General features: G+C 70.8%; 27 protein-coding genes. 13 read left to right on the top strand and 14 right to left on the bottom strand.

The genetic code is table 11. From position 1 onward, the window contains the following. The first annotated feature begins 52 nt into the window (after positions 1-52). From OU415_RS05450 to OU415_RS05435, 4 genes are all read left to right on the top strand, one after another. Complete coding sequence (locus OU415_RS05450; protein ID WP_093157991.1) at positions 53-211, top strand: DUF4177 domain-containing protein; 159 nt, start codon at positions 53-55, stop codon at positions 209-211. A gap of 1 nt (position 212) precedes the next feature. Continuing rightward, on the top strand, positions 213-671 hold the full coding sequence (locus OU415_RS05445) for a RidA family protein (RefSeq protein WP_270947441.1): 459 nt from the start codon (positions 213-215) through the stop codon (positions 669-671). Positions 672-1,001: 330 nt separating this feature from the next. Further along, complete coding sequence (locus tag OU415_RS05440; protein WP_270947440.1) at positions 1,002-1,616, top strand: hypothetical protein; 615 nt, start codon at positions 1,002-1,004, stop codon at positions 1,614-1,616. Positions 1,617-1,638: 22 nt separating this feature from the next. Beyond that, positions 1,639-2,829: a hypothetical protein gene (locus OU415_RS05435; RefSeq protein ID WP_270947439.1), complete on the top strand. Its 1,191-nt coding sequence runs from the start codon at positions 1,639-1,641 to the stop codon at positions 2,827-2,829. 76 nt (positions 2,830-2,905) lie between these two features. Here the strand turns inward: OU415_RS05435 and OU415_RS05430 are convergent, their stop codons facing one another. After that, a complete protein-coding gene (locus tag OU415_RS05430) occupies positions 2,906-3,793 on the bottom strand; it encodes a Gfo/Idh/MocA family protein (RefSeq protein ID WP_270947438.1) in 888 nt (295 codons plus the stop codon). A gap of 153 nt (positions 3,794-3,946) precedes the next feature. Here OU415_RS05430 and OU415_RS05425 point away from each other — a divergent pair, with 153 nt between their 5' ends. Together OU415_RS05425 and OU415_RS05420 are read left to right on the top strand one after the other, a co-directional pair. Further along, on the top strand, positions 3,947-4,735 hold the full coding sequence (locus OU415_RS05425) for an NUDIX hydrolase (RefSeq protein ID WP_270947437.1): 789 nt from the start codon (positions 3,947-3,949) through the stop codon (positions 4,733-4,735). Next, positions 4,735-5,514, top strand: a complete 780-nt coding sequence (locus OU415_RS05420; protein ID WP_270947518.1) for an MBL fold metallo-hydrolase — start codon at positions 4,735-4,737, stop codon at positions 5,512-5,514. Before OU415_RS05425 ends, OU415_RS05420 begins: the two co-directional genes overlap by 1 nt. 74 nt (positions 5,515-5,588) lie before the next feature. Here the strand turns inward: OU415_RS05420 and OU415_RS05415 are convergent, their stop codons facing one another. From OU415_RS05415 to OU415_RS05400, 4 genes are all read right to left on the bottom strand, one after another. Continuing rightward, positions 5,589-6,824 carry an MFS transporter gene (locus tag OU415_RS05415; protein ID WP_270947436.1) on the bottom strand — a complete coding sequence of 412 codons (1,236 nt, stop codon included), beginning with the start codon at positions 6,822-6,824 and terminating at the stop codon, positions 5,589-5,591. Between the two features lie 378 nt (positions 6,825-7,202). Next, the gene (locus OU415_RS05410; protein ID WP_270947434.1) at positions 7,203-7,487 is read right to left on the bottom strand and encodes a hypothetical protein; all 285 of its coding nucleotides are present in this window, start codon (positions 7,485-7,487) and stop codon (positions 7,203-7,205) included. Between the two features lie 167 nt (positions 7,488-7,654). Beyond that, positions 7,655-8,329 carry a Crp/Fnr family transcriptional regulator gene (locus OU415_RS05405; RefSeq protein ID WP_179717047.1) on the bottom strand — a complete coding sequence of 225 codons (675 nt, stop codon included), beginning with the start codon at positions 8,327-8,329 and terminating at the stop codon, positions 7,655-7,657. Between the two features lie 93 nt (positions 8,330-8,422). Next, a complete protein-coding gene (locus OU415_RS05400; RefSeq protein ID WP_029535541.1) occupies positions 8,423-8,677 on the bottom strand; it encodes a hypothetical protein in 255 nt (84 codons plus the stop codon). A gap of 198 nt (positions 8,678-8,875) precedes the next feature. On the opposite strand from OU415_RS05400, the gene nth reads away from it, so the two are divergent. Genes nth through OU415_RS05380 form a run of 4 tightly spaced genes read left to right on the top strand, consistent with a single transcriptional unit; the run spans position 8,876 to position 12,179 of the window. Further along, the gene (nth, locus tag OU415_RS05395; RefSeq protein WP_270947516.1) at positions 8,876-9,613 is read left to right on the top strand and encodes an endonuclease III; all 738 of its coding nucleotides are present in this window, start codon (positions 8,876-8,878) and stop codon (positions 9,611-9,613) included. Beyond that, positions 9,610-10,245, top strand: a complete 636-nt coding sequence (locus OU415_RS05390; RefSeq protein ID WP_270947433.1) for a TlpA family protein disulfide reductase — start codon at positions 9,610-9,612, stop codon at positions 10,243-10,245. Before nth ends, OU415_RS05390 begins: the two co-directional genes overlap by 4 nt. Beyond that, complete coding sequence (locus OU415_RS05385; protein ID WP_270947432.1) at positions 10,242-10,943, top strand: NUDIX hydrolase; 702 nt, start codon at positions 10,242-10,244, stop codon at positions 10,941-10,943. The genes OU415_RS05390 and OU415_RS05385 overlap by 4 nt, the downstream gene beginning before the upstream one ends. 51 nt (positions 10,944-10,994) lie before the next feature. Further along, positions 10,995-12,179 carry a MarP family serine protease gene (locus OU415_RS05380; protein WP_270947431.1) on the top strand — a complete coding sequence of 395 codons (1,185 nt, stop codon included), beginning with the start codon at positions 10,995-10,997 and terminating at the stop codon, positions 12,177-12,179. Positions 12,180-12,507: 328 nt separating this feature from the next. On the opposite strand, the gene OU415_RS05375 is transcribed toward OU415_RS05380, so the two are convergent. The 3 genes from OU415_RS05375 to acs all read right to left on the bottom strand — a co-directional run bounded on the left by OU415_RS05375 (position 12,508) and on the right by acs (position 16,560). Next, a complete protein-coding gene (locus OU415_RS05375; protein WP_270947430.1) occupies positions 12,508-13,008 on the bottom strand; it encodes a phage holin family protein in 501 nt (166 codons plus the stop codon). A gap of 115 nt (positions 13,009-13,123) precedes the next feature. Then, positions 13,124-14,341, bottom strand: a complete 1,218-nt coding sequence (gene nhaA / locus OU415_RS05370; protein ID WP_270947429.1) for a Na+/H+ antiporter NhaA — start codon at positions 14,339-14,341, stop codon at positions 13,124-13,126. Positions 14,342-14,577: 236 nt separating this feature from the next. Beyond that, the gene (acs, locus tag OU415_RS05365) at positions 14,578-16,560 is read right to left on the bottom strand and encodes an acetate--CoA ligase (protein WP_270947427.1); all 1,983 of its coding nucleotides are present in this window, start codon (positions 16,558-16,560) and stop codon (positions 14,578-14,580) included. 216 nt (positions 16,561-16,776) lie between these two features. Between acs and OU415_RS05360 the strand changes: the two genes are divergently transcribed. Both OU415_RS05360 and OU415_RS05355 read left to right on the top strand, forming a co-directional pair. Beyond that, positions 16,777-17,523, top strand: coding sequence for a Fic family protein (locus OU415_RS05360; protein WP_270947426.1), 747 nt, complete (start codon positions 16,777-16,779; stop codon positions 17,521-17,523). Positions 17,524-17,622: 99 nt separating this feature from the next. Further along, entirely contained in the window at positions 17,623-18,555 is a 933-nt protein-coding gene (locus OU415_RS05355) for a nucleoside hydrolase (protein ID WP_270947424.1), read from the top strand. A gap of 8 nt (positions 18,556-18,563) precedes the next feature. Here OU415_RS05355 and murQ read toward each other — a convergent pair whose 3' ends face one another. From murQ to OU415_RS05335, 4 genes are all read right to left on the bottom strand, one after another. After that, positions 18,564-19,475: an N-acetylmuramic acid 6-phosphate etherase gene (gene murQ / locus OU415_RS05350; RefSeq protein ID WP_408641782.1), complete on the bottom strand. Its 912-nt coding sequence runs from the start codon at positions 19,473-19,475 to the stop codon at positions 18,564-18,566. Further along, on the bottom strand, positions 19,475-20,395 hold the full coding sequence (locus OU415_RS05345) for a MurR/RpiR family transcriptional regulator (protein ID WP_270947422.1): 921 nt from the start codon (positions 20,393-20,395) through the stop codon (positions 19,475-19,477). Before OU415_RS05345 ends, murQ begins: the two co-directional genes overlap by 1 nt. A 300-nt stretch (positions 20,396-20,695) precedes the next feature. Further along, on the bottom strand, positions 20,696-21,088 hold the full coding sequence (locus tag OU415_RS05340; RefSeq protein ID WP_270947420.1) for a PPOX class F420-dependent oxidoreductase: 393 nt from the start codon (positions 21,086-21,088) through the stop codon (positions 20,696-20,698). A 92-nt stretch (positions 21,089-21,180) separates the two neighbouring features. Then, on the bottom strand, positions 21,181-21,594 hold the full coding sequence (locus OU415_RS05335) for a MarR family winged helix-turn-helix transcriptional regulator (RefSeq protein WP_270947419.1): 414 nt from the start codon (positions 21,592-21,594) through the stop codon (positions 21,181-21,183). A gap of 63 nt (positions 21,595-21,657) precedes the next feature. On the opposite strand from OU415_RS05335, the gene OU415_RS05330 reads away from it, so the two are divergent. Next, positions 21,658-22,509 (top strand): MBL fold metallo-hydrolase, encoded by an 852-nt coding sequence (locus OU415_RS05330; RefSeq protein ID WP_270947418.1) that lies wholly within the window; start codon positions 21,658-21,660, stop codon positions 22,507-22,509. 199 nt (positions 22,510-22,708) lie between these two features. On the opposite strand, the gene OU415_RS05325 is transcribed toward OU415_RS05330, so the two are convergent. Beyond that, complete coding sequence (locus OU415_RS05325) at positions 22,709-24,445, bottom strand: serine hydrolase domain-containing protein (RefSeq protein ID WP_270947417.1); 1,737 nt, start codon at positions 24,443-24,445, stop codon at positions 22,709-22,711. A 43-nt stretch (positions 24,446-24,488) separates the two neighbouring features. After that, positions 24,489-25,748, bottom strand: coding sequence for an exo-beta-N-acetylmuramidase NamZ family protein (locus tag OU415_RS05320; RefSeq protein WP_270947416.1), 1,260 nt, complete (start codon positions 25,746-25,748; stop codon positions 24,489-24,491). Between the last annotated feature and the right edge of the window lie 6 nt (positions 25,749-25,754).

Genomic DNA, 25,754 nt, shown 5'->3' with positions numbered 1-25,754 from the left:
GGGGACGCCTCCGCGGCCGCGCCCTCCGGGGCGCGTCTCCTAAGCTGCCCGCATGCAGAAGTGGGAGTACGCGACTGTTCCGCTGTTGATCCACGCGACCAAGCAGATCCTCGACCAGTGGGGCGAGGACGGCTGGGAGCTGGTCTCCGTGCTGCCCGGCCCGACCGGCGAGCAGATGGTGGCCTACCTCAAGCGGCCGAAGGAGGCCTGAGATGGGGCGCTGGACCGACCGCCTGGCTGAGCTGGGCATTCCGCTGCCCGACGTGGTGGCACCCGTCGCGGACTACGTGCCCGCGGTGCGCAGCGGCTCGCTGGTCTTCACCGCCGGCCAGGTGCCGGTGGTCAAGGGCGAGGTCGCCGCGACCGGCAAGGTCGGCGGGGAGATCAGCGGCGACGACGCCAAGCAGTGCGCCAGGATCTGCGCGCTGAACGCGCTCGCCGCGGTGGACGCGCTGGTCGGGCTGGACTCGATCGTCCGGGTCGTCAAGGTCGTCGGGTTCGTCGCCTCGGCCGAGGGCTTCACCGGGCAGCCCGCCGTGGTCAACGGCGCGTCCGAGGTGCTCGGCGAGATCTTCGGCGAGGCCGGCAAGCACGCCCGCTCCGCGGTGGGCGTGGCGGAGCTCCCGCTCGGCGTCCCGGTCGAGGTGGAGATCGTCGTCGAGGTCGAATGAGACCTTCCGGATCGAATGCGCGGCGTCGCCCATTTCGGGTGACGCCGCGTTTTCTTCGGAACACGTCGGGTGATCCGCGCCGGTTTTTCGGCGGCTGGGCCGCGAACTCGCCGCATCGACCAGTACGCTGCGATCATCCCGTGACTGGGTTCGCCGGAACCGGTTAGCCCGATCAGGGGGCGATTGAATCCAGTGTGTTGCGAAACGGTCGTTCAAGGGCTTGTGTGATCTCGCCGAGGCGACCAAGGTTCACCTGGACGGGTGTAACTGGAGCCGGGGGGCGGCGGGCGACACCCGCATCGACGTGGACGAGGCTGGGAGGGGCCGACGTTGGCGGTGCGCGAGAACGACTTGTGCCACGAATTGCTGCTTCGACTCGCCGACCGGTTGCCCGACCGGCACCTGTGGCGCTTCCGCGACTGGCTCGCCGGTGACGCGGCGGAAGTGATCGCGCAAGTGCTCCCGGGCACGCTCGTGCGCGAACGGGTCGGACTCGAGGACGACGAACACCGGCTGCTGGCCGAAGCCCTGCTCCCGCTGGGAGCCGACCCCGCGATGGTCAACGCGGTCCTCCCCGCGGACCCCGACGCGCTCCCGCAGCACGCGTTCAGCCCCGAGAGCCCCGGCGACCCGGTCGCCGACTCCGCGCTGCTCGTGCTCGGCGCCACGCTGCGCGGCCGGGCCGGAGTCCGGGAAGTGCGCAGCAGCTGGCGCAGCTCCGGCGCGGGCACCGCCGCCAAGCTGGTGCTGCTGGTGACCGCCTCCGCCGATCCCGTCGGCCTCACCGGGGAGGTCCAGCGCGTCCTGCGCGCCCTCGGTGAATCCGAGCCCCGGGTCGAAGTGCTCCCACCGGAGCACGAACCGACCGCCTACCACCGCGCGGCGCTCGCCCAATCGGCGCTGGTCTGCGCGGGTGCCGAAGAACTCGCCGGTCGTCGTGGCTGAGCGGACATCCGAAGGAGGCAACGTGGTGCACGTGGCTGAGGGAGCCGGTCCGGCGGAGCGGCTGCACGACCTCTTGCTCGCCATGGCCGGGCGGGTGGACGACGACGGGATCAACTCGGCCCGCGAACTGCTGGGCACCGGACTCCCGGGCGCCGCGGCGGCGTACCTCACCGGCTGCCTGATCGCCGGGCGCATCACGGTCGACACCACCGAGCAGCACCAGCTGCGCCGCGTCCTGGAGGAGACCCGCTCCGCACCGGGGCTCGCCGACCGGCTGAACGCGGTGGACGGGGCGACGACCGGGGAACACCGCTTCGGCGACCCGGGCGATATCGACGCGAGCCTCGCCGCCGCGCTGGCCCCGGTCACGGCCCGTCTCCAGGGCCTGCGCGGCCTGTGGTGCACGGCCCGGACGACCCCGGCCGGCGTGAGCTACGGCGCGGTGCCGCGCCGGGTCCTGCTCGCCGAGGTCGGTTCCGGCGGATCGACTCCGGCCGTGGCGTACCAGCTGCTCGAGGCCTTGCGCCGAGCTGGGTTGAACTGCTCGGTCGAGGTCTTCGACAGCGGTGCCGAGCTGCCGGAGTACCACCGCGAAGCGCTGGCCGCGGCGCACCGCATGCACCTGGACGCGGCCCCGGCCGAACCGGTTGCGGAGCGTCCGGTGGAGCAGGCCGTCGAGCAGCAGGCCCCGGCCGAGCCGACTCCGGAGCCTGCACCGGAACCAGCACCAGCCCCGGCGCCGTTCGAGCAAGTCCGGGCTGAGCAGCAGGTTCCGGTCGAACAGGCTCCCGTCGAGCAGCCCGCTCCGGTGGTTCCTCCGGCTCCCGCGGCGCAGCCGGCTGCCGCGCCAGCGGCACCCGCAGCGGAGCTGCGCAGCGAGCCGAGCGAGCAGCCGCAGCGCGAGGCGGAGCCGCAGCGCGAGGAGCTCCCGGCGGTCGCGCGGAGCGCCGAGGCGGCAGCCGAGGGACCGGGAATGCGCGTGCCCGCGGCGGTCGACGCGAAGCTGACCGACCGGGAGCGCAACCTGCTGCGGAAGCTGCACGAGGAGCTGGCCCAGCGCGAGCAGGACCGCTCGGCCCCGCCGCGCCGCCAGAACGGCGCGAACAACGGCGAGGAGGGCTGGACATCGACCATGCCGGGAGGCACGGGCGGCTTCCCCCCGATCGGCGCGGCCCCGGCCAACAACCAGGCCTACCAGCAGCAACGCTCCTGATCAGGTCCCGTGAGCACTTCCCGGGGCTATGGCCCCAAGAAGTGCTCACGGCCTGCGACCAGCGCGAACGGTTCGGTCAGCGGGCGTTCAGGACGTCGGCGAGGACTCGTTGCAGGTGGAGACCTCGGTGGACGTCGCAGGGGTGGTCCGCGCGTTCCCCGCTGGCCATCGACAGCAGGTCGTCGAGCAGCCGGGCGTAGCACTCGTGCGCTGCCGTGCGGCGTCCCGCCAGCGGTACGCAGCCGTGCTCGCCGTACACCGCGAAGTCCACCAGCGACGGCTGGACCGGCATCCGCAGCGAGAGGGTCAGCGTGCTGGTCGCGCCGCCTTCGTGGCCGAACACCAGCTGCCAGAGCCCGTCGTCGCCGCGGTGCGCGAAGTGCACCTCCTCGATGGCCCCGAGCGCCGCGTCGAGCAGGTCGATGGCGTGCGGACCCGCGTCGATCAGCGCGCCGTCGTCCTCCTGCCGCCACGCCGAGGCCGCGTAGTCGCCGGCCAGCAGCCCGCCCGCCAGCCAACGACCGGTGCCGCCCTGCACACCGCCGAGTTCCCGCAGCCCGGCCAGCCAGTCCTGGACCTCCGGGGCGAACCGGCGGGTGAGCATCATCAGCGCCGCCACCCCGGACCCGGTCACCGCCTCGACGATCTCCTCGGCCCCGGCCCGGTCGGCGGCCAGCGGCTTCTCCAGGACCAGGTGCTTGCCCGCGCGAGCCGCTCGCGGCGCCAGCTCGGCCTGCACCGACGGCGGCACGGCGAACGCGACGGCGTCGACGGAGTCAAGCAGCTCTTCGAAGCTGTCCGCGACTTCCGCGCCGTGCTCACCGGCGAGGCTCTTGGCCGCATCGGACCGCCGGGCCCACACCGCCGTCAAACGCGTCCCCGGGTGCGCGTGCAGCCCTGGTGCGTGGACCCGGTGCGCCCAAGGTCCTGCTCCGACAACCCCGACCCGCAGTGCTTCGTCCATGCCGCCAATGGTGCCGATGACCCATTGCGGTTACGGCAGTTGGGGGGTCCGGTGGGAGCTGTGGACCACGAGCCGGTGGACATCCGCGCTTTCCGGCATAGGGTGTCCGGCATGGTGCTAGACCCCGGAGATCGGCCCCTGCCAACGGGATTCATGCCCGAAACGCCGTCGGACCGGCCGGTGGTCCCGAAGGACGCGGCGACCGTGATGCTGGTCCGGGACGGTTCCGCGGGTCTAGAGGTCTTCCTGCAGAAGCGGGTGAAGGCGATGGCCTTCGCCGCCGGGATGACCGTCTTCCCGGGCGGTGGGGTCGATCCGCGTGACGCGGACATCTCGGTGTCCTGGCACGGTCCGGGGCCGGACTGGTGGGCCGAGCGGTTCGGCTGCTCGCCGGAGATCGCGCGGGCGCTGGTGTGCGCGGCCGTGCGCGAGACGTTCGAGGAGTCTGGCGTGCTGCTCGCGGGTCCGGACGCGTCGACGCTGGTCGGCGACACCAGCCACTACGCGGAGGCCCGCGCCGGGCTCGTCGCTCGCGACCTGTCGCTGGCGGAGTTCCTGGCCCGGGAGGACTTGGTGCTGCGCGCGGACCTGCTCCGCCCGTGGTCGAACTGGGTGACCCCGGAGGGCGAGCCGCGCCGCTACGACACGCGCTTCTTCCTCGCCGCGATGCCCACCGGCCAGCACGCCGACGCCAGGACGTCCGAAGCGGTCGAGGCGTACTGGGCGACGCCGGAGCAGGCGCTGGCGGACTTCGCGGAAGGCCGGTGCCAGCTGCTCCCGCCGACCCGCGTGACGCTGCAGCAGCTCGCCGAGCACGGCAGCGCGTCCGCCGCGCTGGAGTCCGAGCGGACCATGGACAAGATCATCCCGAAGCTGGTCAAGCGCGATGGCCGCTGGTACGTGCTGCTGCCCGGCGAGCCCGGGTTCGAGGAGGCGAAGTGATCGAGCACCCCGCATACGCAACCCTGCGACCGGTCACCCCGTACGCCTCGGTGCTGCTGGCGCAGAACCCCTCGCCGATGACCTTGGACGGCACCAACACCTGGCTGGTCGGGGACGCCGCCGGTCGAGTGGTGATCGACCCGGGCCCGAACGACGCCGAGCACCTGCGGCTGGTCGCCGACCACGGCCCGGTGTCGCTGGTGCTGCTGACCCACCACCACCCGGACCACACCGACGGTGTCGAGCAGTTCGTCGAGCTCACCGGTGCGCCGGTGCGGGCCCTGGACCCGGCGCTGTGCCGGGGCGCGGAGCCGCTCCAGGACGGCGAGGTCGTCGATGCGGGCAGTGTGGGGCTGCGTGTGCTGGCCACGCCGGGGCACACCGCTGATTCGGTCTGCTTCGCGGTCGACCACGACGAACCCGCGGTGTTCACCGGTGACAGCGTCCTGGGCCGCGGCACGACGGTGGTCGCCCACCCGGACGGCCACCTGGCCTCCTACCTCGACTCGCTGCGCCGCCTCGCCGATCTGCCCGAGGGCGTGCGTGTGCTCCCCGGCCACGGCCCGGACCTCCCGGACGTCCGGGCGATCGCGGAGCACTACCTGCAGCACCGCCGGCAGCGCCTGGAGCAGGTCCGGGAGGCGCTCGCCGAGCTCGGCCCCGACGTCACCCCGCGCCAGGTGGTTGAGGTCGTCTACGCCGACGTCGACCGATCGGTCTGGCCGGCCGCAGACCTCACGGTCCAGGCCCAGCTCACCTACCTCCGCGAGGCCTCGTAGCAGCTCAGGACCCGTGAGTACTTTGGGTCGCTATAGCAGCCCAAAACGCTCACGGGGGTCCTGAGCTGCGGAGATCAGACCCCGGCGAGGGAGACGTCGTCGCGCGTCGTCGCCGGGATGAGCGTGCGGCGGCGCAGCCAGAGGACGGCCGCGAGGACGACGCCCACCGCGCTCGCGGTCAGGAACGACGCCGCCGGGCCGCTGAGCTCGACCAGCTGGCCGCTGACCGACTGGCCGATGGCCGCGCCGAGCGTCACCGAGGTGACCACCCAGCCGAACGCCTCGGTCTCGGTGCCCTCCGGCGCGGCGACCTCGATGGCCATCGAGTGGGCCGTGGACTGCGGCGTGATCAGGCTGCCCGCCACCAGCAGCGCGATGCACAGGCCCCACAGCGTGCCCGGCAGGGCCAGCAGCGTGATCAGCCCGGCGAAGCCGAACAGCAGCGCGGGCAGCCGCAGGTGCATCGGACGCGGCCACGGGCGCAGCCCGTAGAGGACGCCCACGACCACCGAGCTGATCGACAGCACGCTCAGCAGCAGACCGCCGACGGTCGGGTAGCCCGCCTCGACCGCCGCAGCCGGCACGCCGACCTCGATGAATCCGATCAGGGTGCCGAAACCCAGCGCGGCGATCGCCACCGTCCGCATGCCCGGGCTGGCGATGGCGCCGAGCAGGCTCGTGCTCCCGGCCGACGGCTCCGGCTGCTGGGCGCGGGCGGCCCGCGTCGAGGCGAAGCCGACGCTGCCCAGCACCATGCACGCCGCGCCGACGACGACACCGGTCCCCGGCCACGGCATGGCGACCATCAACCCGGCCAGACCCGGCCCGAGGATGAAGAACACCTCCATGCTGATGGCCTCGTAGGAGTACGCGGCGCTGCGCGCGGAACCGGGCGGCAGCAGCTGCGCCCACAGGGCTCGCGAGGCCGGGCCGACCATCGGCTCGCTGGCCCCGACCAGGAACGCCAGCGCCGTCATCAGCGCCACCGGGGCGTGCACCTCGATGACCACGACCTCGATGGTCACCAGCGCCGCGAACACCGCGGACATCACGTACAGCGGCTTCGTCGGCCCGATCCGGTCCATGATCCGGCCCTGCGCGACCGAACCGCAGGCGACGCCGATCAGCGCACCTGCGGAGACGAGGCCGGCGGCGGCGAAGGATCCGGTCTCGCGCTGCACGTAGAGCATCAGGGCGAGACCGACCATGGCGATCGGCAGGCGGCCCAGCAGCGAGGTGATGACCGGCCCTCGGGCGCCGGGTGCGGTCAGGGCGGTGCGGTAGTCGGCGAGGGACGCGGATTGGGACACGAAAACCAGTATCCCGATACTGGTACGCCAGTACCAACCTGGCGTGGGGTAATTCGCCTCACCAGCGGCAAAAGGGGACTTTTGACCCGATACGCGGTCCGGCGGGGCACGGCACACTTAGAACGTGGCTAGCCGGAACGGGTGAACTCTGCAACCCAGCTCTGGCTAGCTGCGTCCTGGAAGGTGAGAGCACCTTGCTGGCGGCACCGGTCGTCCAGCATCGTCGAGAAAAGCTTTCCTCCGGTGTCGAGGATTCGGGGCCGACGCACTGGAGGATCGGGGGAGCGTGGTTGGTCGTCGGGGGATCAATCACGCACATGTTGGAGGGGCTGGAGCGCCGCGTCGGGGGTGGCGCCCAGCCCCTTCACATGTCCGGGTTCAGTCGCCGCCGCCACCTGAGTCACCGCCGCCGCCCGAGTCGCTGCTGCCACCGGAGTGGCTGCTGCCGCTCGAATCACCGGAATCACTGCTGAAGCTGCTGACCGAGCTTTCCCAGGCGTCGTCGCCCCAGCCGCCGTCGCTGCCGGTGTCCACCGAGCCGCTGCTGCTCGCCCCGGTGACCGGAGCCTGCGTGCCGCGGCGCTTCCGCTCCTGCGCCCGATGAACGGCGATCGCGCCCAGCAGGATCAGCACGGGCACCACGACGTACAAGATCACGTACACACCCCACCCCTCTCGCCAGCTGATCAAGGTCATACCAGGCGAGGCCGACGCCGGGAGGGGAAATCAGGTTTTCCGGGCGCGAAAAAACGCGCGTCGACTGAAGAATCCGGGAAAGCTCCCGGATCCGTCGGCCGACGCGCGTCAGTTCACGCGCGTCTGAGCGCTGCTCAGCGGGCGCGGCGAGCGAGCCGCTCCGGGTCGAGGATGAGCACGCTCTTGCCCTCGAGCCGCAGCCAACCGCGGTGTGCGAAGTCCGCCAGCGCCTTGTTCACGGTCTCCCGAGAAGCGCCGACGTACTGCGCGATCTCTTCCTGCGTCAGGTCGTGGGTGACCCGCAGCAGGCCCGCTTCCTGGCTGCCGAAGCGCTGTGCGAGCTGCAGCAGCGCCTTGGCGACGCGGCCAGGCACGTCGGTGAAGATCAGGTCCGCCAGCATGCCGTTGGTGCGCCGCAAGCGGCGGGCCACCACGCGGAGCAGCTGCTCGGCGATCTCCGGACGCGTGCTGATCCACTGCCGCAGAGCCGAGCGGTCCATGCTCAGCGCGCGGACCTCGGTCACCGTGGTCGCCGTAGACGTCCGCGGGCCGGGGTCGAAGATGGACAGCTCGCCGAACATGTCCGACGGTCCCATGATCGCCAGCAGGTTCTCCCTGCCGTCGGGGGACTTGCGCCCGAGCTTCACCTTGCCGGACTGAATGATGTAGAGCCGGTCACCCGGCTCGCCCTCGGCGAAGATCACGTGCCCGCGCGGGAACTCGACTGGTTCCAGCGACTGTGCCAGGGCCTCCGCCGCGGCCGGCTCCACTCCTTGGAAGATGCCGGCCCGGGCCAGGGTCTCGTCCACCTCGTCCCTCCATGTTGAGACGCGGCGGCTTGCTGTGGTGCCGGACCCGCGTGCGCGCGTCTGGCGGTGTGCCGCCGATCACTACCAGCAATTCTAAGACTGGTCGCGCGAACGGCGAGTACGCAGCCTACCGGCGCGTCCCACCCTGCGAAGCTGGAACAACTCCAGCGCTCGTCCAATACCTTGCCGGAACAGCGCCCGAACCTCGTCGGGACGGGCGTTCTCCAGCAGCTCTTCCACCTCGTTCTCCTGCACCGCCACGTGCCGCAGGCGGGCCTCCACACGCTCCATGAAGAGCGTGAAGAACATGATCACGAGCGGCACGACGATGACGAACCAGGCAGCCACCATGATTTACATCCTCACGCATGCCGTCGAGCTGGGTGCAACCGGGGTGGGGTTGCCCGGGTGGCGTGATGGTACGGCCACCGTTCGCGTTCGCCCGATCCGTAGTCTGGTGGGGTGTCGGATCAGGCTCGAACCAAGAAGACCAAGTCCCGTGCGGGGGGTGAAACCCGGCTGGGCCTGGTGAGGCGAGCTCGCCGGATGCAGCGCGCCCTCGGCGAAGGATATCCGGACGCGCACTGCGAACTGGACTTCGACACGCCGCTGGAGCTCGCGGTGGCCACGATCTTGTCGGCGCAGTGCACCGACAAGAGGGTCAACGAGGTCACCCCGGCGCTGTTCGCGAAGTACCCGACGGCCGCCGACTACGCGGGCGCCGACCGCACCGAGCTCGAGGAGATGATCCGCTCCACCGGCTTCTACCGGAACAAGGCGGCCTCCCTGATGGGCCTGGGCGCGGCGCTGGTCGAGCAGTACGGCGGCGAGGTGCCCGCCAAACTCGAGCAGCTGGTGAAGCTGCCCGGGATCGGCCGCAAGACGGCCAACGTGATCCTGGGCAACGCCTTCGACGTGCCGGGCATCACGGTGGACACCCACTTCGGCCGGCTGGTCCGCCGCTGGGGCTGGACCGCGGAGGAGGACCCGGTCAAGGTCGAGCACGCGATCGGCGAGCTCATCCCGCGCAAGGAGTGGACGATGCTCTCGCACCGGGTGATCTTCCACGGCCGCCGCGTCTGCCACTCCCGCAAACCGGCCTGCGGCGCGTGCCTGCTGGCCAAGGACTGCCCGTCGTACGGGGCCGGACCGACCGAACCGGACGTCGCGGCGAAGTTGGTGCGCGGCCCGGAGGCGCCGCGGCTGCTGGAGCTGGCCGGGGTGGCCGAAGAAGTCCCGGCGAGCACCATCGCGCAGGCCGCGGCCAAGGAGCCGGTGGCGTGAACCTGCGCGCCTACCGGAACGAGATCCGCTGGACGATCGTGGTGCTGGTGCTCGCCGTGCTGGGCGTGGTCGCGCTCTGGCCGCGCGACGCCGAGCAGCAGCCGACCGCGACGAACGCACCCGCCCCACCACCCGCGGCGAAGCCGGTCGATCCGCAGCAGCGCGCCGCCGCGGCGCTCGAGCCCTGCCCGACGGGCGAAGGAGGTCCGGCGCAGCTGGCCGGGATCACCGGCAGCTGCCAGGCCGACGGCAAGCCGGTCGACGTCGGCTCGGCCGTCGCCGGGGAGCCGACGCTGATCAACGTGTGGGCCACCTGGTGCGGGCCGTGCCGCACCGAGCTCCCCGCGCTCCAGGCCTACGCCGAGCAGCCGGGCGCGATCCGCGTGCTCGGGGTCCAGGTGCAGAGCGATCCCGCTGATGGTCTTGACCTGCTCACCGAACTCCGCGTTCACTTCCCCAACGTGCATGACGGCGACAACCGCATCCGGGCCGCGCTCAAGGCGCCCACCGTGCTCCCGATCAGTTACGTGGTGACCGGCACCGGGGAGGTCCGCCGCATCGACCCACCGGTCGCGTTCGAGACGCCGGACGAAGTCCGCGCCGCCGTCGAGCGCACCCTGGGGCGGCAGTGAGCGGCCACCTGCTCGTCGACCCCGCTGAGCTGCCCGAATGGTTGCGGCCGCTGGTCGAACGGGCCGCCGAGCTGGACCCCGGGCACTTCGGCTGGCCGCGCGAGAACCCACCGGCCGACGCCCGGCCCGCCGCCGTCCTGATCCTCTTCGGAGAGGGCGCGGACGGCCCGGACGTGCTGCTGCTGCGCCGGGCCGACGGGTTGAACTCGCACCCGGGCCAGGTTGCTTTCCCCGGCGGCTCGCTCGACGATGTCGATCGAGGACCGGTCGACGCCGCACTCCGCGAAGCCGTCGAGGAAGTGGGGCTGCGGCCGGAGGGCGTCCGTCCACTGGTGACGCTGCCCGAGCTGCACGTCCCGCACAGCGGGTTCCGGGTGACCCCGGTGCTCGCGCACTGGGCCGAGCCCTCGCCGGTCTCGCCGGTCGATCCCGGTGAGACCGCCGCGGTGGCGCGGGTGCCGATCTCCTGGCTGACCGACCCGGCCAACCGGCTGCGGGTCGAGCTGACCGGGCGGCACGCGAGCCCCGCGTTCCTGGTGCCCGGCATGTTGGTGTGGGGTTTCACCGGTGGACTGCTGTCCGGGCTGCTCGACCTCGCGGGGTGGGCGCAGCGCTGGAACCGAGGCGATGTGCGGGAGCTCGACGAGGCATGGCGGGCCGCGGAGGAAGCCGAGGACATCGGCTTCGGTCGAACTTGACCGGTCTGAGACCGTGGTGCGGTCTGATCGCCGGGGTGGAGGGGTGAGCGGGTGAACTGGGTCGACCTGCTGGTGGTGCTGCTGGCACTGCTCGCCGCGGTCTCAGGGGCGCGGAGCGGCCTGGTTACTGCGTTCTTCTCGTTCTTGGGCGTGTTCGTCGGCGCGGTGGTCGGGCTGAAGGTGGCGCCGTTGCTGCTGGACCGGCTGGACAGCCCGATCGCCCGCCTCGGCTTCGGCGTCGGGATCGTGGTGCTGCTGGTCGCCTTCGGCGAGACCTTCGGCATGTGGGCCGGGCGCGAACTGCGCGACCGGATCCACTCCCGCCGGCTGACCAAGATGGACAACGCGCTGGGCGCGGTGCTGCAGTTCGTGGCGGTCCTGGTGGTGGCGTGGCTGGTCGCGCTGCCGTTCACCTCGGCGTCCGCGCTGCCCGGCCTGGCCTCGGCGATCAGCCGGTCGCAGGTGCTCAGCGGGGTCAACTCGGTAATGCCGAACTCGGCGCGGCAACTGCCCGGCGACCTGCGCGAAATGCTCGGCGTGTCGGGATTCCCGCAGGCCCTGGAGCCGTTCTCGCAGACCCCGGTGGCCGAGATCGCGCCGCCGGACCAGGCGCTGGCCGACAGCCCGGTGGTGCGCGAATCGCGGACCAGCGTGGTGAAGGTCCGGGGTCGTGCGTCGTCCTGCGCGCGGGCGCTGGAGGGCACCGGTTTCGTGATCGCGCCGCACCGGGTGATGACCAACGCGCACGTCGTCGCGGGCACCGACCGGGTGGCGATCGAGATCGGTCGCGGCCAGTTCGACGCCGACGTCGTCATGTACAAGCCGGACGTGGACGTCGCGATCCTGTCGGTGCCGGACCTGGACGCGGACGCGATGACGTTCGCGCCGGGCGAGCAGCAGCCGGGCAACGACGTGATCGCCCTGGGCTACCCGCTGGACGGTCCGTACACGGCGTCGGCGGGCCGCATCCGGGAGCGGATCAAGCTGCGCGGTCCGGACATCTACGAGGCGCAGACGGTGGTCCGCGACGTGTACACGGTGCGCGGCAAGGTGCAGAGCGGTAACTCCGGCGGGCCGCTGATCGACCCGAGCGGCAAGGTGGTCGGCGTGGTCTTCGGCGCGGCGGTCGACGACCCGGAAACGGGCTTCGCCCTCACCGCGGCCGAGGTCGCCGACGAGGTCGAGGCGGCACCCCGCCTCACCACCCCGGTCTCCACCGGCAACTGCACGAGCTGACCCCAGCCCCACCGCGCACCCGTTCCACCGGGATCGACGCAAATTCCATTGAAATCGGAGGTCCAATTTCAATGGAATTTGCGCCCCACCGGTGTGTCGGGCCCCGACACACCGGTGGCATGTCCGAGGTGGACCTCCTCCAGGACGGACAACCCCAGCCCCGGTAACGACCACGGTTCCCACGATGTGGACCACAGTTTCAATTGAAACTGCAGATCCCACCCACGGCGGATCACAGTTTCAATTGAAACTGCGGGTCCGGTGTGGGCAGGCGAACGACAACGCGCCGCAGCTCCGGTGGGAGGTGCGGCGCGTTGGAGTCCTGGTGCTACGCCGAGGCGGGCTCTTCGTCCTTGTGGCGCTTGGTGAGCTGGGAGGTTTCCTTCAGCGACTCGATGGTCCGCTTCGGGGCCCTGATCTTGCGGACCCGGCGGTAGCCGAGGAGGGCCAGCAGACCGGCCACCACCAGCATCAGCAGGAAGACGATGCCGAACGACGCCCAGCGCCACAGGCCGAGCTGGGCCAGGCCCTCGGCCAGCGTGAAGAACAGGAAGAACAGGCTGAAGCCGAGCACGGTCAGCGCGAGGATGAAGTAGACGCTGCCCTTGACCGCCTTCTTCGCCTCACCGGCGAGCTCGGTCTTGGCAAGTTCCACCTCGGACCTGACCAGAGTGGACAGGTGGGTGGTGGCATCGCGGACCAACGCGCCGACGGACTGCCCATCAGGAGCAGTGCCCTCTTCGGACAGCGGGATGGACGTGACCGCAGTCCACCCCGCACCGTCACGGCTGCCGTTGGTGCTGTTCTGGGCGCTGTTCACGTGCCCCATCGTGCCACGCGCGATCAACGGGCGACCCGGCGACTCGCGGTGCGTTACCCGTGAGTGACTTCCGGCGGGCCCCACCAGCGGCGAGGCCCCCGGCAGCCGCAGCTCGCCGGGCAGGTCAGGATTCGCTGTTCACGACCTCGTCGCCCTTGCGCCTGCGGCCCCGGCGCAGCAGGACCGCGGCGGCGACCAGCGAGGCGATCGCGGAGGCGATCAGCACCGCCGCCTTGGCGCGCTCGGCCGCGGCGCCTTCCAGCGACAGGTCGGCGATCAGCAGGCTCACCGTGAAGCCGACGCCGCCGAGGATCGCCAGCGCCGCCATGTCGCTCCACTTCACCGAGTCCGGCTTGGCGCCGATGCCCAGCTTCACCGCGAGGAACGAGCTGCCGAAGATGCCGATCAGCTTGCCGAGCACGAGGCCGATGATGACCGCGATCGCGACCCGGTCCTCGCCGATGGCCACCAGCGCGTCGCCGTCGACGGGGACGCCGGCCGCGAAGAACGCGAACACCGGCACGATCAGCCCGGCCGACCAGGGCTGCAGGCGGTGCTCCAAGCGCTCCGAGGGCGAGGCGTGCTCGTCCGGGTCGCGGTGGACGCGGGTGAGCAGGCCGAGCGCGACGCCGGCGATGGTGGCGTGGATGCCGCTGGTGTGCACCGCGATCCAGACCGCCACGGCCAGCGGCACGTACAGGAACGGGCTGGTGACGCGCTTGCGCTGGAGGTACCAGTACACGGCGCACAGCACGACGGCGGCGAGCAGCGCGAGGACGCTCAGGCCGTCGGTGAACAGCACGGCGATCACGATGATCGCGCCCAGGTCGTCGACCACCGCGAGGCTGAGCAGGAAGACTCGCGCGGCGGTCGGCATCCAGGACCCGGTCAGCGACAGCACGCCGAGCGCGAAGGCGATGTCGGTGGCGACCGGGATGGCCCAGGCGGCGTGCGCACCGGGCGCGCCGTGGCCGATCGCGAAGGCGAGCACGGCCGGCACGATCATGCCGCCGAGCGCGGCGATGACCGGGAGCATCGCGCTCTTGCGGTTGGACAGCTCGCCGACGACCAGTTCGCGCTTGAGCTCCAGGCCGGCGACGAAGAAGAAGATCGCCAGCAGGCCGTCCTTGGCCCACTCGCCGACGCTCAGGTTCAGGTGCAGCGATTCCGGTCCGAACTCGAAGTCGCGAACGGCCTGGTAGAAGTCGGTCAGCGGGGAGTTGGCCATGAGCAGCGCGACCGCGGTGGCGGCCAGCAGGACCATGCCGCCGACGGTCTCGGTGCGCAGGTAGGCAGCGAAGTCGAACGTCCTGGTCCGCTTGTTCTGGTCGGCTGTCGACACTCGATGACTCCGTTCGTGGGTAGCACGGATTGCGACGCCGACCAGACTTCCCGGCACACCTATTGCGCGATTTTAACATCCGACCGCCGGATGGTTGCTGTGCGAAACCATGCGGGCGCAGCATCGTCGCAGGTCATTGGCTTGATCGTGGTTCGCCTTGCCGGGAACTTCACGTTCTGTTGACAGCGAAGGGGCGCCCTCCCGAGCGGGAGGACGCCCCTGTCCGATGACGCGGATCAGTCGTCGCTGCCGGTCTTCAGGCCCTTCGAGATGAGGTTCATGACGCTCGAGTCGGCCAGCGTGGTGACGTCGCCGACCTCGCGGTTCTCCGCGACGTCGCGCAGCAGGCGGCGCATGATCTTGCCGGAGCGGGTCTTCGGCAGCTCCGGCACGATCATGATCTGCCGCGGCTTGGCGATCGGCCCGATCTCGCGGGAGACGTGCTCGCGCAGCTCCTTCAGCGCCGCCTCGCCGGAGGCCGCGTCGTCGACCCCGCCGCGCAGGATCACGAAGGCCACGATGCCCTGACCGGTGGTCGGGTCGGAGGCGCCGACCACCGCGGCCTCGGCCACGTTCGGGTGCGAGACCAGCGCGGACTCGACCTCGGTGGTGGAGATGCGGTGCCCGGAGACGTTCATGACGTCGTCGACCCGGCCGAGCAGCCAGATGTCGCCGTCGTCGTCGTACTTGGCGCCGTCACCGGCGAAGTAGTAGCCGAGGTCGGCGAACTTCGACCAGTAGGTCTCGCGGTAGCGGTCGTCGTCGCCCCAGATGCCGCGCAGCATCGACGGCCACGGCTTGTCCAGCACCAGCAGACCGCCGCCGCCGTTGGGCACCTCTTCGCCGGTCTCGCTGACGACCTTCGCCGAGAGCCCGGGCAGCGGGCGCTGCGCGGAGCCGGGCTTGGTGGCGGTCGCGCCGGGCAGCGGCGAGATCATGATCGCGCCGGTCTCGGTCTGCCACCAGGTGTCCACGATCGGCGTGCGGTCGCCACCGATGTTCTTCCGGTACCAGATCCACGCCTCGGGGTTGATCGGCTCGCCCACGCTGCCCAGCAGCCGCAGGCTGGACAGGTCGTACTTGGCGGGGATCTCGGCGCCCCACTTCATGAACGTCCGGATCGTGGTCGGCGCGGTGTAGTAGATCGTCACGCCGTACTTCTGGACGACCTCCCAGTGCCGGCCCTCGTGCGGCGAGTTCGGGGTGCCCTCGTAGATCACCTGCGTGGCGCCGTTGGCCAGCGGCCCGTAGACGATGTAGGTGTGCCCGGTGACCCAGCCGATGTCGGCGGTGCACCAGAAGACGTCCGACTCCGGCTTGAGGTCGAAGACGTTGCGGTGGGTGTAGGCGGCCTGGGTCAGGTAGCCGCCGGAGGTGTGCAGGATGCCCTTCGGGCGGCCGGTGGTCCCCGAGGTGTAGAGGATGAACAGCGGCTGCTCGGAGTCGAAGGCCTCCGGGGTGTGGGTGTCGGGCTGGCCGTCCAGCACGTCGTCCCACCACTTGTCGCGCGCGTCGTCCCAGGCGACCTCGCTGCCGGTGCGCTTGACGACCACCACGTGGTCGACGCTCGGCGTCTCCTTGACGGCCTCGTCCACGTTGGCCTTCAGCGGCATCGCCTTGCCGCGCCGGTACTGGCCGTCGGCGGTGATCACCACCTTCGCCTCGGCGTCGTTGATGCGGGAGCGCAGCGCCTCGGAGGAGAACCCGCCGAAGACGACGCTGTGCATCGCGCCGAGCCGGGCGCAGGCCAGCATCGAGAACACCGCTTCGGGCAGCATCGGCAGGTAGATCGCGACGCGGTCACCGGCGCTGACGCCCAGCGAGGCCAGCGCGTTGGCGGTGCGCGAGACCTCGCGCTGCAGCTCGGCGTAGGTGATGTCGCGGGAGTCGCCGGGCTCGCCCTCCCAGTGGATCGCGACCCGGTCGCCGTTGCCTGCGTCGACGTGCCGGTCCACGCAGTTGTAGGCCACGTTGAGCTTGCCGCCCACGAACCACTTCGCGAACGGCGCGTCGGACCAGTCGAGGACCTGGTCCCACTTGGTCTCCCAGTGCAGCTGGTCGGCCTGCTCGGCCCAGAACGCCTCTCGGTCGGCATCCGCCTGGTCGTAGAGCTCGGCGGTGGCGTTCGCCTGCGACGCGAACTCCGCCGACGGCGGGAACGTCCTGCTCTCGTTCAGCAGGTTGCTGAGTTCGTTGTTCTGCCCGTCGGGCTGGCTCATCGCCGAGAACCTCCGTGGTCGTGGGGTAGCCAGTGCTAACCGCACCGTAATGCGATCGGGCTCACTGCAACAGAGGGTTAGCGCTATTGGTTCAGACCAATTGGGCGTACTGTCCGAAATCACTGCGCTACGCGGGGCTGTCGAGGGGTCCACTGTGGCATATGTCGCATCCGGCCCCGCCAGCGGGGGGAAGGCCTGGCGGTAGCGTCAGCGGGCGTGAACGACAAGCCTTCGCTGGCCCCGTTGGTCGAGCTGGACGGCGTGGCCGACGCCGTGGCCGAGGCCCGCGCGGCGATCGACGAAGTCCACCGGCACCCGGCCAACCGCCGCGGCTGGCCGACCACCGCGGCGGAAGCGTCGGTGCGCGCCGCCCGCGCGTCCGCGGCCATCGCCGGAGGCGCCGCGGAGATCCCGGAATCCGGGGAGGTCTCCGACCCGCTGCTGGCCGGTTCGCTGCGGATCGCCGAGGCGATGGGCGCGCTGCTGCCCACCTGGCAGCGCGCGCCGCGGCAGGCGCTGGCGCGGATGCACGTGCTCGCCGCCGCGGACCTGGTGGAGGACCCGGACGAGCTCGGTCGCCCGCAGTCGGACCCGGTGGTCGCCGAGCGGCTGGACCTGCTCGCCGAGATCATCACCGATCCGCAAGCGCAGGGCCCGGGCCCGGTGCTGGCCGCCGTCGTGCACGGCGAGCTGCTCGCGCTGCAGCCGTTCGGCCTCGCCAACGGCGTGATCGCACGCGCGGCCGCGCGCCTGAGCGTGATCGGCAGCGGCCTGGACCCGAAGGGCCTGGTGGTCCCGGAGGTGGCCTACTTCCGCCGCCAGGAGGAGTACGCGGAACTCGCCCTGGGCTTCGCCACCGGCGACCCGGACCAGGTCGCGCAGTGGATCGTCTACTGCTGCAAGGCGCTGGAGTCGGGCGCCCGCGAGGCGAAGTCCATCGCCGACGCGGTCCAGGAGGGCTGATCCCAGGAACCGCAGTTTCAATGGAAACTGCGGACACCGGGCACGGGGAACCGCAGTTTCAATGGAAACTGCAGATCGAGCCGGAGGAACGAGGACTCGGTGAAGAAGATCCTGATCGACTGCGACCCGGGCATCGACGACGCGCTGGCGCTCGGGTTGGCGCACGGCAGCCCGGAGCTCGACGTCGTCGGCGTGACCACCGTCGGCGGCAACGTCGAGCTGGAGCACACCACCGACAACGCCCTGCGGCTGCGCGAGTTCTACGGCATGGACGTGCCGGTTGCGCGGGGCGCCGGACGGCCGCTGGTGCGCGAGCCGCGGACGGCCGGGGACGTGCACGGCAACTCCGGGCTCGGCGGCGCCGTGCTGCCGGAGCCGAAGGCGGCGCTCAGCGAACAGCACGCGGTCGACTTCATCATCGACACCTTGGCCGCCTCGCCCGGCGAGATCAGCCTGACCGCGGTCGGGCCGCTGACCAACATCGCCCTGGCCCTGCGCAAGGAACCGCGGATCGCGGACTGGGTGAAGGAGTTCGTGATCATGGGCGGCTCCTACACCCGCGGCAACACGAACCCGGCCGCCGAGTTCAACATCGTCGCCGACCCGGAGGCCGCCTCGATCGCGTTCAACGCGCCGTGGCGGACGGTCATGATCGGCCTCGACCTCACCCACCAGGCGCGCGCGACGGCCGAGGTGCGCTCCGGCTTCGCCGACCTCGGCCGCCTGGACGCGGAACTGCTCACGCCGTGCCTGGACTTCTACGGCAGCCACATCAGCTACCAGGAGAAGGGCCCGGCGATCCACGACGCGTGCGCGGTGGCGTACGTGATCGACCCCGGCCTGTTCGAGTCGGTGCCCGCCCGCGTCGACGTGGAGACGCAGGGCCGGTTCACCTCCGGCATGACGGTCACCGACTTCGACGCCCCGGCCGACCGCCGGAACGCGACCGTTCCGACCACTTTGGACACCGCGGGCTTCTGGCGCTTGGTCACCGACGCCTACCGCAATGTCGCCGCCGGCCTCCCCGGCTGAACTGTCGGCTACGGGGTGAGGGTTCGGAGGGCTTCCCGGACCTGTCCGTCGGCGACCGCCAGAGCCGCCGCCGAGGCTTCGACGTCGGCGCCGGTCAGGAGGTGGACGAGGGCCGTCTTCAGGTCCCCGTCGGCCGCGGTCAGCGCTGCTTCGCAGACCTCCTCGGAAGCACCGGTCGCTTCCTGGAGGATGCCGATCGTGCGGCCGCGCAGCTTCGCGTTGGTGGCCAGCATGCTGACCATCAGGTTCGAGTAGGTGCGGCCCATCTTGATCATCACCGCGGTGGAGAACGAGGTGAGCAGCAGCTTCTGCGCGGTGCCCGCCTTCATCCGGGTGGAGCCGCTGATCGGTTCCGGCCCGGTGTCCACCGCGATCACCACGTCCGCCGGCACCTGCCCGACGTCCGGGTTCGAGGTGATCAGGGCCGTCTTCGCGCCGAGCTGCTGCGCGGCCTCCAACGCCGCCAGCACGTACGGCGTGCGCCCGGACGCCGCCAGACCGATCACCAGGTCGTCGGGCGAAGCGCTCTCGCGGATCTCGGCGGCACCGGTCGCGGCGTTGTCCTCGGCGTTCTCCACGGCGCGGCGGAACGCCTCGGAACCGCCCGCCTGGTGCGCGACGATCCAGTCCGGCGGCACGTTGAAGGTCGGGATCAGTTCCGCCGCGTCGAGCACGGCGAGCCGGCCGGACGTTCCCGCGCCCACGTAGTGCACGCGGCCGCCCGCGCGCAGGGCGGTCACCGCCATGTCCACCGTGCTCGCCAGCTCGGGCAGGACCCGGCCGACGGCCACCGGGACCGTGCGGTCCTCGCCGTTGAGCACATGCAGGATGTCCAGCGTCGGCAGCAGATCGATGTCCCGCGTCCGCGGGTTGGTCCGTTCGGTCGGAGCGTCCACCCGCACAGCGCGGTCCCGGCTCATCACGCCTCCTTCTGCCGCCGGCGGTCCGGTCGGCTTTCGAGGCGGTGGCCGCCCACCGCTTCGTAGGTGGCCTCCAGCGCTGCCCGGGCCTGGTCCAGGTGGCGCTGCGCGACGCCGATGAACAAGCAGTCGATCACGGTGAGCTGGCCGATCCGGCTGGCCATGGCTCCTGAGCGGTAGGTCGTTTCGCGGACCGCCGTGGTCAGCACGTGGTCGGCGACCTCGGTGATCGGGGAGCGGGCGAAGTTGGTCAGCGCCGCCGTCGTCGCACCGCGCCGCCGCGCCTCGCGCAGCGCCTCGACGGTTTCGGTGGTGGCACCGGTGTGCGAGATGCCGATGGCGACGTCGCCCTCGCGCAGCACCGCAGCCGAGGTCAGCGCGTTGTGCGTGTCGGACCAGGCGAAGCAGGTCAGGCCGATGCGGTGCAGCTTCTGCTGGAGGTCGAGCGCGACGAACGCGCTGGCGCCGACGCCGTAGACGTCGATGCGGCGGGCCTGCGCGACGTCGTCGACGAGCGGCTCCAGCACCGACGCTTCCAGCTGATCGGCGGTCTCCTCAACGGCTTTCGCGTCCGCGTAGCCGACCTTCTCGATGATCTGCCGGATGTCGTCGTCCGGGGCGATGTCGCTGCCGAGCTCGCGATCGCGCGTGGACGTGCGCGCGGTGTCCGCGGCGAGCGCGATGCGCAGGTCCGGGTAGCCGCCGACGCCGATCGCCTTGCAGAACCGGGTCACGGTCGTCTCGCTGGTGCCTGCGGCTTCGGCGACTTCGGTGATGCTGCGCCGCGAGATCGACGCCGGGTCGGCGAGCACGATGTTGGCCACCCGCTGCTCGGCTCGCGCGAGACCCGGCAGCAGCGAACGAATCTTGACGAGGGGGCTAGCCTCGGCCGATTCGTGGGAAGTGTCGTCTGTGGCCATGTGGGAAACTTACTAACCGTTGCTCAAGGCGGTCAATGGCCCTCTTCCGGGTTTCCGACCGGAGGACGGGGCAACTTCATACCCGGGTTGCATCTCCCTACAACTACTCCGAAAGTGGGAATACCCGACTTCCTCCGCTCCGAACCGCTATCGCCCCTGGACAACGCCCGCGCGCCAGCCGTCGAAGTGCCGATTTCGCGAAGAAATCGGGCCGGTCGCTCGCCCGATCGCCAGCTTCGAGCCGCTGTTGTCCGGGTCCGGGCCGACGGTTGATTTCTTGCGAAATCGGCACGCGAGCGGTTACTGCTTGGTGCTGTGCTCCGGTTCGACGTAGACGATGACGCGTTCGTCGCCGGGCTGGGGCCAGGGGTATTCGTCCTCGTCGAGGTACTTCTTGGCCATCTTGTTGATGAACCGGTTGTCCTGGTCGTCCTCGATCTTGGCGACCCGGCCGCGCACCTCGACGTAGCGGTACGGATGGTCCGGGTCGTGCACCGAGATGGAGATGCGCGGTTCCCGCTTGAGGTTGCGGTACTTCTGCCGCGTCTTGGTCTGGCTGAACTTCAGGTACTGGCCGTCCCAGTCGATCCACACCGGGCTGGACTGCGGTTCGCCGTGCGGACCGATGGTGGCCACGTGCCCGAAGGCCTGCTTTCCCAGGATGTCCGCGCGGTCCTGCGGAATCACCGACATCTCGAACTCCTCCCGACGGGTTTCACCTGAGTCCGACACTGCCCGCAGGCAGCCGCCATCGCGACTCGGGAGTCCCGGAGGAGGGGACTCCCTCAGCGGTTGGCGAGGGCCTGCTGGAGGAGCTTGTGCAGGGTCTTCTGCTCGTCCTCGCTGAGCCCGGACAGCGGGGTGTTCACCGAGAAGCGCTCGATGATCTGCGCCCGCTGCCGCTCGCCCTCCTCGGTCAGGGCGATCTCCTTCGCGCGGCGATCGGTGGGGTGCGGGCGCCGGGTGACCAGGCCTTGCTTCTCCAGGCGGTCGATCAGGAAGGTCACGTTCGACGTCGCGCAGTGCATCCGATCGGCGAGCTCGCGCATGCTCAGCGGCTCGGCCAGCTCGCGCAGCGCGATCGCCTGGGACGAAGTGAGATCGCTGTCCGACACGCAGTGCCGCACGTGCTCTTCGATGTTGTGCGAGAGCTCGCTGATCAGGCTGCAGAGCTCCCGGGTTTCCGCGGACCGGTCCATGCCACCAGGATAGCAAGTTAGAGATGTTGCAATTAGAATAGTTCTAGTTGTAAGTTAATCGGCATGGTTGCAGAACACCGTTGGAACGCGGTCGCCGGAATCCGCTCGATCGAGCTGGGCGACCTGCGGATCAGCTACGTCCCGGACGGCGCGGTCGGGCTCAAGCCGCGCGGCTGGTTCCCGGAGACGTCGGAGGACGACTGGCGCGAACACGCGCACTACCTCGACGACGCGGGGGAGCTGGTCGCGAGCATCGGCGGGCTCCTCGTCGAGCACGGCTCGCGCGCGATGCTGATCGACGCCGGTTTCGGCCCGGTGAGCCACCCGGCGGATCCGGGGAACCCGATCATCGGTGCCCTTCGCGGCGGTGAGCTGCTGGAGAACTTGACCGCATTGGGCCGGGCTCCCGAAGAGGTCGAAGCCGTCGCGATCACCCACCTGCACACGGACCACATCGGCTGGGCGCACCGGGGAGTCTTCCCCGCAGCGCGATTCCTGCTGGCGGAGCCGGAGTGGAAGCTCCGCGACCAGCACGCACCGGACGTCACCGACGAGATGCTGGCCGGCGTCGAAGCGCAGCTCGAAACCGTCCACGATGGACAAGAGGTCTTCCCCGGCGTCCGGGTGCGGTACTCCGCCGGCCACACGCCGGGCCACGCGTCCTACGCGATCACCTCGGGCGACCAGCGGCTGATCGTCTTCGGTGACGCGCTGCACAGCGCGGTGCAGATCTCGAACCCGACCTGGCCGGTCCAGGTCGACGTCGACCAGGAGCAGGCGATCCGAACCCGCCAGGACCTGGTGCGCGAACTCCACGAGCCGGGCACGATCGGCTTCGGAGGCCACTTCGCCGACGTCCAGTTCGGCCGAGCGATCACCGACTCCGGCACCACCCGCTGGCACCCCCTGACCTGACCGCCTGCGGCGCATGCGACCCGCGGTGCCGGTCGTGCTTCGCGGTCGCAGACCGGACAGGACGCAAATTCAATGGAAATTGGACCTCCGATTTCCATTGAAATTGCGGGAGTTCTCCACAGCGGGGGCGAGTTGTCCACAGAGCGAACGGCCTGTTCGCCTCGGGAGGTGAGGTGAACAGGCCGTTCGCTCCAGGTCGTCAGCGGTCGGTGGACGTCCAGTTGTCGGGGTGGAGGCGGTCGGCCTGGGTTTCCCCGTCGAGGAGCGTTGCGTTGCGGTCGGCGGCGAGGATGCCGTCGACGTTCACACCGCGTCCGGTGTACTGGCCGTCCGGGGCGTAGCGCCAGCGCAGGAGCACCCGCTGCCCCGGCTCAGCCGCGACGCTGCCGCGCACCTTCCACCAGCTGCGATGTCCCGATCCGGCCAGCTGCTGCTGCACGCCCTCCGGTGCTCCCGGGCCCGTGGCGCGCACCGGTACCGGCTGCCAGTTCTTTCCGTCCACACTGGACTCCAGCAGTAGCGGGTCGACCCCGTCGGCGTCCCGCTGGGTGTCCACGAACGCGCTGAACGAGACCTGCACCGGACCGCTGACGGGGCCGAGCGGGTCGGTGGTCACCGTGCCCGCGCGGTCGGTGAACCACGAATCCGAACCGAACTCCGGCCGCACCGCCAGTGCCTGCGCCATGCCCTGCGCCAGCGCCTGCCGGGCGGCGTTGTTCGAGCCCCAGTCCCGCGACGGGTGCACGCGGTTGGTGAGCAGCACCGCGACCGTTCGCGACAGCGGGTCGATCACCAGCGACGTTCCGGTGTAGCCGGTGTGCCCGGCGGTGTGCGGGGCGCTGAGCCCGGCCATGTACCAGCGCTGGTCGAGCTCGAAGCCCAAACCGTGCGCGTTGCCCGGGAAAGCTCCGTTGAAGTTGGTCAGCATCTTCGTCACGGCGTCCTCGGACAGGATGCGGTTGCCCTGGTAGGTGCCGCCGTTGAGCAGCGCCTGCCCCAGCGTCGCCAGGTCGTCGGCGGTGGAGAAGATCCCGGCCTGGCCTGCGACGCCGCCCAGCGACCAGGCGTTCTCGTCGTGGACCTGGCCGCGCACCATGCCGCGCGGCGGATCGGCCTGGAACTCCGTGGCCGCGATGCGGTGCAGCTCGGAGGCGGGTGGGTTGTAGCCGGTGTCGCGCATGCCCAGCGGTCCGGTGATCCGCTCGGCCACCACCCGGTCCAGCGGTTCGCCGGTGACGCGCTGCACCAGCACGCCGAGCGTGATCATGTTCGGGTCGGCGTAGGTGTAGTTGGTGCCCGGCGGGTGCTCCGGGGTCAGCTGCATGACCGACGGGATCCGCTGCTCCGGCGGCAACTTCCACAGCTGCACCTCGGCCTGCAGGCCCGAGGTGTGGGTGAGCAGTTGCTCGACGGTGATGCCCTGCTTGCCGTTGACGCCGAACTCGGGCAGGTAGTCCGCGACCGGTGCGCCCAGGTCCACCGCACCGGCGTCGACCAGCTGCAGCGCCGCGATCGAGGTGAACAGCTTGCTGATCGAGGCGGCGTCGAAGATCGTGTCGGTGCGCATCGGTTCTTGCTGGTCAGCGGGCAGTTCGGTGCCCTTGCCGTCGGCGTAGCGCAGCTCCTTCCCGACGGCGTCGCGATGCACCACCACGCCGTCGTGCACCAGCAGGCTCACCGCCCCCGCGTACATCGGGTGATCGCGGCCCGGGGTCTTCTCCGTCCACGCCGCGATCTGCTGCAGCGCCGCGTCGATAGGGGCCGGATCGAGTCCGACGTCGGTGGGGGAGCCGTCGCGCAGCACGGTCGCGCTGGGGGCGAACTCGTGCTGCGGGCGGTCGAACCGGCCGTCCGCGTGGCTGGGCGATGCCGTTGCCGAGCCGGCCAGCGCGGTGACCGACAGCAGCGCCACGGCCGCCAGGATCGTCCTGCCCATCGCGTTCCCCCTCGAAACCAGTCTGCGGTGCGGGTGCGGAACTTCAGCGGTACAGCAGGAACGGGTCGCGTTGCCTTCGGAAGTCCTTGACCTCGTCCTGCCAGGAATCGACGATCTCGGCGACGTCAGCGCCGCGATCGATCATGCCGCGCAACCGGTCGGAACCGGACAGCTTGTCGATCATGTCGTCCGGTCGCCAGCCGAACACCTGCGGGTACAGGCGCCGCGCGGTGACGAGCATGGCCACCGCGACTTGGATCGGATCGACCTCGCCGAGGCGGTGGACCTGCACGCCGCCGCAGGTCGCGTTGGCGTGCTTGGAGAAGGTCGGCACGAAGTAGGTCTCGCGGAACCGCACCCCGGCCAGCCCGGCCTTGTTGAGCTCCTCCGCCCACCGCCAGTCGATGCCCGGCGCGCCGATGATCTCGAACGGCCTGGTGGTGCCGCGGCCCTCGGAGAGCACAGTGCCCTCGAACAGCCCGGTTCCGGGGTACAGCGCGGCGGTGTCCTGCGTCGGCATGTTCGGGCTGGGCGGCACCCACGGCAGCCCGGTGTTCGCGGTGCGTTCCTTCCAGCCCTCCACGCGCACAACGTTGAGCTGCGGCAGCGGTTCTGGCAAGTACGCGCGGTCGAACATCCTGGCCAGCTCGCCGACGGTCATCCCGTGCTGCTGCACGATCGGCAGCAACCCGACGCCGGAGGCGAACCGCGGGTCCAGCCGCGGCCCGGCGACCTGGGCGCCGATCGGGTTCGGCCGGTCCAGCACCAGGAACGAGGCCCCGATCTGCTGCGCGGCCTGCATCGCGGTGTACATCGTCCAGATGTAGGTGTAGAAGCGGGCGCCGACGTCGGCGATGTCGAAGACGACCTGCTCGACGCCCGCCTTGCGGAACATCCCGGCCAGCTTCGCCGCATCGGCCCCGTACGCGTCGTACACCGGCAGACCGGTGCGCGGGTCGCGGTAGTCGCCCTCGGAACCGCCTGCCTGCGACGTGCCGCGGAAGCCGTGCTCGGGCCCGAACACCGCGGCGATGTCCACCGCACCGCTGGCGTGCATGACGTCGACGACGTGCTCCAACGACGACAGCACGCCGGTCGGGTTGGTCACCACGCCGATGCGCCGGCCCCTGACGTCCTCCCAGTTCCGGGCGGCGAGCACGTCCGCGCCGGTGCTGACCTCGAAGCCGAGGTCGGTGGACTGCTGCGGCGCGGCGCACGCGGAGCTCGACGCGAGCCCGACCGCGGGCACCGCCAGCGCGGCCGCGGTCAGCAGTCCGCGGCGGTTGACCTGGAACTCAGCCACCGGCCG

Origin of the sequence: Saccharopolyspora oryzae, assembly GCF_027853915.1 — a bacterium.
In the GTDB taxonomy this organism is placed as follows: domain Bacteria; phylum Actinomycetota; class Actinomycetes; order Mycobacteriales; family Pseudonocardiaceae; genus Saccharopolyspora; species Saccharopolyspora oryzae.
Note: the sequence above shows the minus strand (reverse complement) of the source record. Positions and strands in the feature narration are given on the sequence as shown.

What these genes read in the sequence shown, in the direction of transcription:
- OU415_RS05450 (WP_093157991.1), top strand. Translation starts at nt 53, where the DNA reads ATGCAGAAGTGGGAGTACGCGACTGTTCCGCTGTTGATCCACGCGACC.
- OU415_RS05445 (WP_270947441.1), top strand. Translation starts at nt 213, where the DNA reads ATGGGGCGCTGGACCGACCGCCTGGCTGAGCTGGGCATTCCGCTGCCC.
- OU415_RS05430 (WP_270947438.1), bottom strand. Translation starts at nt 3,793, where the DNA reads ATGGACGAAGCACTGCGGGTCGGGGTTGTCGGAGCAGGACCTTGGGCG.
- OU415_RS05425 (WP_270947437.1), top strand. Translation starts at nt 3,947, where the DNA reads ATGCCCGAAACGCCGTCGGACCGGCCGGTGGTCCCGAAGGACGCGGCG.
- nth (WP_270947516.1), top strand. Translation starts at nt 8,876, where the DNA reads ATGCAGCGCGCCCTCGGCGAAGGATATCCGGACGCGCACTGCGAACTG.
- OU415_RS05375 (WP_270947430.1), bottom strand. Translation starts at nt 13,008, where the DNA reads ATGGGGCACGTGAACAGCGCCCAGAACAGCACCAACGGCAGCCGTGAC.
- acs (WP_270947427.1), bottom strand. Translation starts at nt 16,560, where the DNA reads ATGAGCCAGCCCGACGGGCAGAACAACGAACTCAGCAACCTGCTGAAC.
- murQ (WP_408641782.1), bottom strand. Translation starts at nt 19,475, where the DNA reads ATGAGCCGGGACCGCGCTGTGCGGGTGGACGCTCCGACCGAACGGACC.
- OU415_RS05345 (WP_270947422.1), bottom strand. Translation starts at nt 20,395, where the DNA reads ATGGCCACAGACGACACTTCCCACGAATCGGCCGAGGCTAGCCCCCTC.
- OU415_RS05340 (WP_270947420.1), bottom strand. Translation starts at nt 21,088, where the DNA reads ATGTCGGTGATTCCGCAGGACCGCGCGGACATCCTGGGAAAGCAGGCC.
- OU415_RS05335 (WP_270947419.1), bottom strand. Translation starts at nt 21,594, where the DNA reads ATGGACCGGTCCGCGGAAACCCGGGAGCTCTGCAGCCTGATCAGCGAG.
- OU415_RS05330 (WP_270947418.1), top strand. Translation starts at nt 21,658, where the DNA reads ATGGTTGCAGAACACCGTTGGAACGCGGTCGCCGGAATCCGCTCGATC.
- OU415_RS05325 (WP_270947417.1), bottom strand. Translation starts at nt 24,445, where the DNA reads ATGGGCAGGACGATCCTGGCGGCCGTGGCGCTGCTGTCGGTCACCGCG.